The organism is Microbacterium sp. Bi128 (assembly GCF_918698205.1).
The window spans coordinates 1-9,035 of the sequence record NZ_CAKKMM010000150.1; the positions used below are offsets into that span (position 1 = coordinate 1).

Annotated in this window: 9 protein-coding genes; 6 read left to right on the plus strand and 3 right to left on the minus strand. The window is 71.9% G+C overall.

Annotated features, from left to right (window positions below):
- The 3 genes from LQV45_RS12240 to LQV45_RS12250 all read left to right on the plus strand — a co-directional run.
- Positions 1-288: amidohydrolase family protein (locus LQV45_RS12240; protein WP_230007260.1), on the plus strand; the 288-nt coding region annotated here is incomplete at its 5' end.
- A gap of 17 nt (positions 289-305) precedes the next feature.
- A complete protein-coding gene (locus LQV45_RS12245; protein ID WP_138177852.1) occupies positions 306-758 on the plus strand; it encodes a MaoC family dehydratase in 453 nt (150 codons plus the stop codon).
- 94 nt (positions 759-852) lie between these two features.
- On the plus strand, positions 853-2,400 hold the full coding sequence (locus LQV45_RS12250) for a long-chain fatty acid--CoA ligase (protein WP_230007261.1): 1,548 nt from the start codon (positions 853-855) through the stop codon (positions 2,398-2,400).
- On the opposite strand, the gene LQV45_RS12255 is transcribed toward LQV45_RS12250, so the two are convergent.
- Positions 2,397-2,993 carry a PadR family transcriptional regulator gene (locus LQV45_RS12255; RefSeq protein ID WP_230007262.1) on the minus strand — a complete coding sequence of 199 codons (597 nt, stop codon included), beginning with the start codon at positions 2,991-2,993 and terminating at the stop codon, positions 2,397-2,399. The genes LQV45_RS12250 and LQV45_RS12255 overlap by 4 nt on opposite strands.
- 100 nt (positions 2,994-3,093) lie before the next feature.
- Here LQV45_RS12255 and LQV45_RS12260 point away from each other — a divergent pair, with 100 nt between their 5' ends.
- Entirely contained in the window at positions 3,094-4,173 is a 1,080-nt protein-coding gene (locus tag LQV45_RS12260; RefSeq protein WP_230007267.1) for an aromatic ring-hydroxylating dioxygenase subunit alpha, read from the plus strand.
- Positions 4,174-5,160 (plus strand): PDR/VanB family oxidoreductase, encoded by a 987-nt coding sequence (locus LQV45_RS12265; RefSeq protein ID WP_230007263.1) that lies wholly within the window; start codon positions 4,174-4,176, stop codon positions 5,158-5,160. It abuts the gene before it with no gap.
- Between the two features lie 7 nt (positions 5,161-5,167).
- Here the strand turns inward: LQV45_RS12265 and LQV45_RS12270 are convergent, their stop codons facing one another.
- Both LQV45_RS12270 and LQV45_RS12275 read right to left on the minus strand, forming a co-directional pair.
- Complete coding sequence (locus tag LQV45_RS12270) at positions 5,168-5,857, minus strand: helix-turn-helix domain-containing protein (protein WP_230007264.1); 690 nt, start codon at positions 5,855-5,857, stop codon at positions 5,168-5,170.
- Entirely contained in the window at positions 5,850-7,337 is a 1,488-nt protein-coding gene (locus LQV45_RS12275) for an APC family permease (RefSeq protein ID WP_230007265.1), read from the minus strand. Before LQV45_RS12275 ends, LQV45_RS12270 begins: the two co-directional genes overlap by 8 nt.
- A 204-nt stretch (positions 7,338-7,541) precedes the next feature.
- On the opposite strand from LQV45_RS12275, the gene LQV45_RS12280 reads away from it, so the two are divergent.
- Complete coding sequence (locus tag LQV45_RS12280; RefSeq protein WP_230007266.1) at positions 7,542-9,017, plus strand: APC family permease; 1,476 nt, start codon at positions 7,542-7,544, stop codon at positions 9,015-9,017.
- Positions 9,018-9,035: the final 18 nt, after the last annotated feature.

A 9,035-nucleotide genomic window follows, 5' to 3' on the forward strand; every position in this document is an offset into this window, starting at 1 on the left:
GTGATGGCCCACCCCTCGGTTCCGTGGCAGGACGAGGCGATCTCGGTGGCGACCCACAAGCACAACACGTGGATCGATCTGTCGGGGTGGAGCCCGAAGTACTTCCCCGAGCAGCTCGTGCGGGCGGCGAACTCGTTCCTGCGCGAGCGCATCCTCTTCGGCAGCGACTTCCCGCTCCTGACGCCCGACCGCTGGATGCGCGACGTCGAGTCGACGACGCTCAAGCCCGAGCGGATGCCCGGCATCCTCCTCGACAACGCCGCGCGCCTGCTCGGCCTGACCCCCTGACCCGAACGGAGAACACCATGACCACGACCGTCGCCTACGCCGACATCGCCGGCCTCGCCGGCACCGACCTCGGCTGGTCGGACTGGCTGGAGGTCACGCAGAGCCGCGTGGACCTCTTCGCCGACGCCACCGACGACCATCAGTGGATCCACGTCGACCCCGAGCGCGCGAAGGACGGCCCCTTCGGCGGGCCGATCGCCCACGGCTACCTCAGCCTGTCGCTCACGGTGAAATTCTGGACCGAGTTGCTCGAGGTCACGGGAGTGACCACGAAGGTCAACTACGGTCTGGACAAGGTCCGCTTCGTCTCGCCGGTGAAGGTCGGTGCGCGCGTGCGCATGAACGCCGTCGTCGCCGAGGTGACGGAGGTGCGCGGCGGCTACCAGCTCGCCGTCGACCAGACGATCGAGGTCGACGGAGGAGACAAGCCCGCCGTCGTCGCCCGAGGGCTCTACCGCTTCTCCGCCTGACACCCCGCCCGCGCGCGCCGACCCCGGCGACGCGCGGGCGGCATCCCACCCGCTCCCGGGCGCACCGCGGCGCCCGCCCTCGATGAAGAGAACGATGAGCACACCCGGACTCGGCGCCTGGCTCCCCCGCCGCCGCCTCAAGCACCCCGACAAGACGGCCCTGATCTTCGGCGACGATCGGCGGGTCAGCTACGCCGATCTCGCCGACGCCGCCGAGCGCACCGCCGCCGTCCTCTCCGCTCACGGCGTCGGTCGCGGAGACCGCGTGGCGTACCTCGGCGAGAACTCGCCCGAGTTCCTCTTCCTGCTCTTCGGCGCCGCGCACCTCGGGGCCGTCTTCGTGCCGGTGAACACGCGTCTGGCCGCCCCCGAGATCGCCCACGTCCTCGCCGACTCGGGCGCGCGCGTGCTCGTGCACGATCCGGCGTTCGGCGACCGTGCCGCCGCGGCTCTGTCCGGCGGCGCGTTCCGGGGCGACGCCGCCCCGCGTGTCGTGGGCACCGGGGCGTCGGGACGCGACGGCGAGCCCGGGCTCGAGCGCCTCCTGTCCCTCGTCACCGAGGTACGCGCGCCGGTCCCGACGGGACTCGACGACCCCGCGGCGCTCGTGTACACCTCCGGCACCACCGGCCGCGCGAAGGGCGCTCTGCTCACGCACGGGAACCTCACGTGGGTGTCGGTGAACACGATCATCGATTACGACCTCGTCTCCGCCGACGTCTCGCTCATGATCTCGCCGCTGTTCCACGTCGCCTCGCTCGGCATGGGGGCCCTCCCCGCGCTCATGAAGGGCGCGACGGTCGTCCTCGAGGCGGGCTTCGAGGCCGGACGGGCGCTCGATCTCATCGAGCGCCACGGCGTCACGGTGGTCTCGGGCGTCCCCACCACCAACCAGCTCATGGCCGACCACCCCGAGTGGTCCACGACCGACATCTCGAGTCTGCGCACGCTGACGTGCGGCGGTTCGGCGGTCCCGCCGCGGATCCGCGAGGCGTACGAGGCCCGCGGGCTGTCGTTCACGCAGGGGTACGGCATGACCGAGACCTCTCCCGGGGCGACGAGCATGTCGGCATCCATGACGCGCCAGAAGGCGGGGAGCGTGGGTCTGCCGCACTTCTTCACCGACGTGCGGGTGGTCGGAGAGGACGGGATGCCGGTGCCCGCCCGCACCGTGGGCGAGATCCACGTGAAGGGGCCCAACGTCTTCGCGGGCTACCACGGTCAACCCGCAGCGACCGCGGCCGCGTTCGCTGCGGACGGCTGGTTCCGCTCCGGCGACCTGGGGTACCTGGACGAGGACGGCTACCTCTACATCGCCGATCGGCTGAAGGACATGATCATCTCCGGTGGCGAGAACATCTACCCCGCCGAGATCGAGGGGCTCCTCGCCGGGCTCCCGGGGATCACGGGCGTCGCGGTGATCGGCATCCCGGACGAGAAGTGGGGAGAAGTGCCGATCGCCCTCGTGACGGTCGCGGACGGGGCGGTGGTCGACACCGAGACCGTGCGCGCGGCCCTGTCGGGGCAGATCGCGCGGTACAAGATCCCGAAGGCGGTGACGATCGTCGACGACCTCCCCCGCACGGCCTCGGGCAAGGTGCGCAAGGCCGAGCTGCGGGCGCGACTGCTCTCCGGGTCCTAGCGGGACGCGTTGCCGTTCTCGATCGCGTCGACGAGGGCGAGACCGCGCTCGGCCCAGGCGATCTCGTGGTCGGCGCGGGCCACGAACCCCTCGTAGGCGAAGACCTTGAAGGCGACGATCGCCGCGGGGTCGTGCACCGTGTCGGTCTCGAGGCGCCGGGCCACGATCGGATGCGTGCGCCCACGGATCGCGTCGAGCTGCCCCTGCCAGAGCCCGCGCCGCACCTCGTAGTGGGCGATGTGCTCGCGCAGCCGCGCGCGGGCGGCATCCGGCTCGGCCCACTCGAAGTAGGCCGCGCGCAGCAGCGCGGGGTCGCGGTCGGCGCCGTAGACGACCGGCTGCTCCATCCACCGGCGCAGGTCGTCGACGCCCTCGTCGGTGATCGTGTACCGCGTCTTGGTCGTGGCGCTCCCCCACGGCACCGCTTCGTCGCGCAGGAGGCCGTCGGCGACCATGCGCTTGAGTTCGGGGTAGATCTGCGAGTCGGGGGCGTGCCAGACGTGTCCGACCGATCCGTGGAAGGCCTTGGCGAGGTCGTACCCGGTCATCGGCTGGGCGGTCAGCAGCGCCAGGAGCGCGTAGCGCAGAGTCATCGCCCCTCCCCTCTTGCGACGTGGCGTGCGCCCACGATATCTTCCTCTCAATATCTATGGTGATAGTTATTGAGGACGAGGAGGTCCCGTGACCGAGACGATGGCGGCGAAGCTGCTGGATTACCCCCGGAACGCCTGGTACGTGGCGGCGTGGGACCACGAGGTGGGCCGCAAGCGCATCCTCGCCCGAACGATCGCGGGGCGCCCGCTCGCGCTGTACCGCACCGAGGACGGCACCGCGGTGGCCCTCGCCGACGCGTGCTGGCACCGCCTCGCGCCCCTGTCGCAGGGCGTGCTGGTCGGCCCCGAAGACATCCGGTGCCCGTACCACGGCATCACCTACGACTCCCGCGGCCGCTGCACCTCGATGCCCGCGCAGGAGACGATCAACCCCAGCGCCCTGGTCCCCTCCTTCCCCATCGTCGACCGCTACCGGTACGTGTGGGTGTGGGTGGGCGATCCGGCGCTCGCCGATCCCGACCGCATCCCCGACATGCACCAGATGACGCACCCCGACTGGACCGGCGACGGACTCACGATCCACGCGCCGTGCAACTACCAGCTCATCCTCGACAACCTCATGGACCTCACCCACGAGGAGTTCGTGCACTCCAGCAGCATCGGACAGAAAGAGCTCAGCGAGTCGGAGTTCGTCACCAGCCACACCGACGACACCGTCACCGTCGAACGGTGGATGCGCGACATCGAGCCGCCGCCCTTCTGGTTGAAGAACATGCGCGACAAGTTCCCCGGCTTCTCGGGCCGCGTCGACCGCTGGCAGATCATCCACTTCGAGGCGCCTTCGACGATCCGCATCGACGTGGGCGTGGCCAAGGCCGGCACCGGCGCGCCCGAGGGCGACCGCTCGCAGGGCGTCAACGGCTACGTCATGAACACCATCACGCCCGAGACCGACCGCACCAGCCACTACTTCTGGTCGTTCCAGCGCAACTACCGCCTCGACAGCCAGCTCATCACGACGCAACTGCGCGACGGAGTGCACGGCGTGTTCGGCGAAGACGAGGCGATGCTCGCCGCCCAGCAGGCCGCGATCGACGCCAACCCCGACTACGAGTTCTACAGCCTGAACATCGACGCGGGCGGCATGTGGGTGCGGCGGCTCCTCGAGCGGATGCTGGCGGCAGAGGGCCGCGAGCGCACTCCGGCGGCGGTGGGCTGAGTGGCCGTCTCGCACCGCGAGGTCTGGCAGGGCGGCACCGTCGCCGCGGCGCGCGACCTCACTCCCGAGATCCGCCGGATCGAGATCGACGTCGACTCCCCCGTCCGCGTGGAGCCCGGCGCGCACCTCGACGTGCGCGTGCGGATCGCCGGTCGCGACGAGCAGCGGTCGTATTCGATCGTGGATGCCACGCCCGACGGTGCCCGTGTGGCGGTGAGCGTCTACACCTCACCGGTCAGCCGCGGCGGCGCGGCGCGCATGAATGCACTCCGCCCCGGCGACCGGATCGAGCTCACGCAGCCGTTGAACGACTTCCCCCTCCGCCTGGGGGCGCGCCGCTACGTGCTCGTCGCCGGCGGCATCGGCATCACGGCGCTCCTGGGCATGGCCGAACGGCTGCGCGCCGCCGGAGCCGACTACCGGCTGCTCTACCTCGGCCGCAGCCGCCCCCTCATGGCGTACCTCGACGAGCTCCGCGACCGCCACGACGACCGTCTCGACGTGCACGTGCGCGACGAAGGCACCTCGATCTCGGTGCCGGCCCTGGTGGATTCGGTCGAACCGGGCACCGAGGTGTACGTGTGCGGGCCGATCCGGTTGATGGATGCCGTGCGCCGGGCGTGGATCGCACGGGGTCTGCCGCCGGCCGACCTGCGCACCGAGACGTTCGGCAACAGCGGCTGGTTCGACCCGCAACCCTTCACCGTCCGCATCCCCGCCCTGGGTCTGGAGACGACCGTCGCCCCGAACCAGTCGATGCTGGAAGCCATCGAGGCCGCGGGGGCCGACATGATGTACGACTGCCGCAAGGGCGAGTGCGGGCTGTGCGAGGTCCGGGTGACCGGGCTCGACGGCGACATCGACCACCGCGACGTCTTCTACAGCGAGCGTCAGCGCGACGCCCGCACCAAGATGTGCTGCTGCGTGTCCCGGGTGGTCGCGTCCGAGGGGACCGCACCGGGGGTCGTCACGATCGTGTCGAGCTGAGGCCCGCTCACACCACCAGGGGTGCCAGCGCCCGCACCGTCGGCTCGAGCGCGCTGATCACCTCGCCGGGGTCGTCGACGCGGTGGCGCGCCCCGGAGAACCCGATCGCGCCGACCGTCGCACCGGTGTCGTCGCGGATCGGGAGGGCGAGGCATCCGCTGGTCGGGGTGACCTCACCGCATTGCCGGGTCGCGCCGAACCGGCGGAGGTCGTCCGCGGCGGCCGCGACCGCCGCGCGGCCCTGCGTGACCAGCAGCAGCCGCCCCAGGGCGTATCGCTCGGGCTCGCGCACCAGCCGCGCCTCGTCCGAGAGGGGGAAGTCGGGGTCGGCGTCGATCACGACGAGCCGCCCGTCGACGAACAGCACCACGTGCACGCCGCCGCGCACCGTGCGACGGGCTTCGGCGAGCACGGCACGCGCGGCCGAGGGCAAGCGGGCCGGGGACGCGGTCACACCGGCCAGTTGCGCCACCCGGGCGCCGAGGGCGAACCCGGTCAGGTCGGGCGTGCGCACGAGGTACTCGTCCTCGACGAGGAGGTTCAGCAGCCGATAGGTCGTGGCCCGGGGAAGCCCCAGCTCGGTGGAGATGCGCTGCGCGCTCGCCCCGGCTCCGAGGTGGGCCACCGCCTCGAGCACCGCCAGCGCCGAACGCACCGCCCCCGGCTGCCGCGCCGAGAGACCCGCCCGCTCAGGCATCGCCCTGATGTCCCGGTGGGGCGACTCCCCCGAGGACCTGGGCGGCCACGGGCTCGTCGTAGGCGCCGATCGGCTGCGAGCGTCGACGACGTCCGGCCAGCACGACGACCGCGACGGCGGCGAGGCCGACCGCGGCGACGCAGACCAGGCCCACGCGATCGGAGCCGGCGACGAGGAAGGCCACCAGCGCGGCGGTCAACGCGGCCGCCGAGACGACCGCCACCACCGCCGGCCAGATCGTGAACTCGCCGATCCGGCGCAGGAACACGGGCGCGGCCACGCACACGAGCACGTACGCCACGATGTAGCCCGTCGCCCCGACGGCGAGAGTCGCCTGCATCGCCTCGCGCGCATCGACGCCGACGAGCGCCAGCACGACCGGCACCGCAGCGACCACGGGCAGCGCCGCCGCGGTGGCGGCGATCGGCGTACGCAGCCGCGGGTGCGTGCGTCCCAGGCTCGCGGGCAGCACGCCGTCACGGCTCATGGCGAACAGCACCCGCACGAGCGCGGTCATCGTGCCGATCGCGCACGCCAGGAAGGATGCCGCGATCCCGATGTCGGCGGCCACACCCCAGGGACCCAGCCCGAACGCGCCGGCCAGGTCGTTCACCGGTGAGGCGCTGGCCGCCAGGTCGAGCCCGAGCGCGTGGAAGCCGGACACCTGGGTGACCGCCGCCAGAACGTACACGGCCCCCGAGATCAGGACGGTTCCCGTGATCGCGCGCGGCACGTTGCGCAAGGGAGCGACCGACTCCACGCCGAGCGTCGCCGCAGATTCGAAGCCCACGAACGCCGTCAGCGCCACCACCGCACCCGCGGCGAGCGCGACCGTGTCGACGGGGCCGGGGGCGACCGCGGCGACGATGTCCGCGGGCCCGATGAAGACCAGGAGCACCGCCAGCAGGACCACGATGAGCGCGACCGACAACGCCTCCACGACGAGGGCGACGCGGGCCGACAGCCGGATGCCGGAGACGAGCACGACCGCGACGAACGCCACCTCCGCCAGGACCGCCACCGTCATCGTCATGCCGCGATCCAGACCGGGCCACAGCCCGTGCAGGAGATAACCGAGGTAGTAGGCACCGCCGAGGAGCGCGAACATCGCGATCGCTGCATAGCCGACGACGATGGCGGCACCCGCCGCGAGCCCCGCGCGCTCGCCGAGACCCCGCGCGGTGTAGGTGTACAGGGCGCCCGCGGCGGCGAAGCGTCGGGCGAACTGCGACACCGTCCGCGCGACACCGAAGCTCAGCACCGCCGCGGCGACGATCGCGGCGACGGTGGCTCCCGGGGCCATGCCCGCCACGAGCAGCACGACCGTCGTAGCGGCCGCCGCGGGCGCGACGGCGGCCACCGACTGCGCCGCGAGGTCGACGATGCCGATGGTGCGGCGCTCCAGGCCGTGCAACGGCGAACGGTCGCCGAATCCGGCGACGGGCGTGGGCCGGGCGATGGCGCGGGCAAGTGCGGTCATGGTGCTCCCCGTGGACTCGGTGCGACCGTACGCCGCAGCCGTTGCACCCCCGCGACACCGATGTTTCGCGCACGTGTCCGCGACTGAGACACCCGGCCGGGCGGTGTCCCACTCGGCGTGCGGGCACTTTCACGCCGACTACATCGAGCGGCAACGGCGCGGGAGGAACCTCGATGCCACACCCGACCTCCGAAAGGCTCCGACATGACCCAGCTCGAATCGAAGGGCGCCGCCGCTGCGACCTCGCGGACCCTCCGCGGCTCCCTGGGCGTCACGGCGATCATCTTCATGGTGGTCGCCGCCGCCTCGCCGCTCACCGTCGTCGGCGGCGCCGGCCCGCTCGGCATCCTGATCGGCAACGGCGTCGGGTACCCGACCCTGTACGCCATCAGCGCCGTCATCCTCCTCCTGTTCGCGGTGGGTCTGGCGGCGATGACGCGCCACGTCCCGCGGCCGGGGGCCTTCTTCACCTACATCGGGTACGGCCTGGGCCGCCCGTCCGGCCTCGCCGCCGCGTGGACCGCGATGCTGACGTACACGACGATCCAGGTCGCCGTGTACGGCTATATCGGCTATCTCCTCGAGATCACGGTCGTCTCGATCGGCGGCCCCGACCTGGCGTGGTGGCTGTACGCCCTCGCGACGGTCGGTCTCGTCGGCATCCTGGGCTACCGCCACATCGACCTCTCGAGCAAGGTGCTCGGTGTGCTGCTGGTCGCCGAGGTCGCGATCGTGCTGGTGCTCGTCGCCGCGGTCGTCGTCCAGGGCGGGCCCGAGGGACTGAGCCTCGCCCCCTTCGAGCCGGCCAACGTCCTCAGCGGGTCACCCGGCGTCGGTCTGATGTTCGCGATCGCCGCGTTCATCGGGTTCGAGGCCACCGCGATCTTCCGCGACGAAGCCCGCGACCCCGACCGCACCATCCCGCGCGCCACCTACGGCGCGGTCATCGGCATCGGCATCTTCTACACGCTCGCGACCTGGGGCCTGGTGATGGCGTGGGGTCCGAGCGGCATCCTGGCCGCGGCGGCCGAGAACCCGGCGACCCTCATGCTCCGCACGGTCGCGATCTACCTCGGCGTCGTGGGCGAGGTGCTGGTGAACGTGCTGCTGCTGACGTCGATGTTCGCGTGCGTGCTCTCGTTCCACAACGTCCTGACCCGCTACCAGCACGCGATGTCCTCCGCGGGCGTCCTGCCCGACCGCCTGTCCGGTGTGCACTCGCGCCACCTGTCCCCGCACGCGTCCTCGCTGGTGCAGACGGCGACCGCCGGCATCCTGCTCGCCGCCTTCGCGATCCTCGGGCTCGACCCGCTCCTGCAGGTGTTCACGTGGCTGTCGGGGGTCGCGACGGTCGCGATCGTGCTGCTCATGGCCGTCACCTCGATCGCCGTGATCGTGTACTTCACCCGCAACCGCGCCGACCGCCGGCCGTGGAACACCGTCATCGCCCCCGCCCTGGGCTTCCTCGGGCTGGCGGTGTCCGCCGTCGTGATCGTGGCGTACTTCCCCGTCATGGTCGGCGACGTCGACGCCGAGGGCGCCCCGACGTTCGGCGCGGTGACCTGGGCGCTGCTCGCCCTGGTCGTGGTCGTCCCCCTCTTCGGATACGCCCAGGCGACCTGGATCCGCCGACGCCGCCCCGCCGCCTACGCCAAGCTCACCGACGCGATCGCCGGCTGAACCCCGTCGTCGTCCCTC